The organism is Psychrobacter sp. 1U2, from assembly GCF_051847575.1.
The window spans coordinates 1-841 of the sequence record NZ_JBPYDC010000775.1 but is presented as its reverse complement, the minus strand read 5'-3'; the positions used below and the strand labels follow the sequence as shown (position 1 = coordinate 841).

The 841-nt window shown below is 38.3% G+C and carries 1 protein-coding gene; it reads left to right on the top strand.

From position 1 onward, the window contains the following. Positions 1-177 precede the first annotated feature (177 nt). Positions 178-841: ethanolamine ammonia-lyase light chain EutC (locus ACS8FD_RS18670; protein ID WP_439276947.1), on the top strand; the 664-nt coding region annotated here is incomplete at its 3' end.

The following is an 841-nucleotide window of genomic DNA, read 5'->3' as shown; positions in this document are numbered from 1 at the left end:
CCCCTCAGTTTGCGCATTGGCTCAGTGAAAACGGCTTTTATACTCAAACGCAAAACAGTATCAAATGGTCAGATAAACCATCCTCTCTACTTTCTGGAATTATGTGAGACTGATAAAACTAGATTTATGAGATATAGCAGTTGTGAACTATGGTTCTAAACTATAAAGGAGGAGCACATGCCTACTAATGATTCACAAATGAATGATTCGCAAATTCAGCAGTCAAACGTTAACACTGACAAGCTGCCAGTTAATGGCAGTCGCTCTGAAACTAGAGACTTTGAAAATAAAAGTTCTAAAACTGATGACTTTGAAACTGATGGTTCTAAAACTGGCGAATTTGAAGCCAGCAAATCTGCTACTGATAAGCAAAATGAATTGGTTCATCTGGATCCTTGGCAGAAACTAAAAGAATATACAGACTCTAGAATCGCGCTAGGACGAGTTGGCTGTAGTATTCCTACCAAGCCTTTATTAAAGTTTCAGCTTGATCATGCCGAAGCCAAAGATGCAGTACTACAAGATTTGGATATCGAACGCTTAGTTAATGATTTATCTACACAATGTCATCTAACTTTTAAAGATATGGACACAGAAGTTGAGGCAGAAGATTCAAAGAAAAGTGACGAACAATCTCTAGATCAATCAGATGAGGTTTGGGAACTATTCAAAGTAATGAGTCAGGCAGAAAACAAATCTGACTATCTTAAACGTCCAGATTGGGGAAGGCTATTAAACACTGAATCTTCTGAAAAATTAGAGTACTTTTTAGAGCAATCAGGCACGGATAAATCTTATGATGTCATCATAGTGATGGGAGATGGTCTGTCAGCACGGGCGC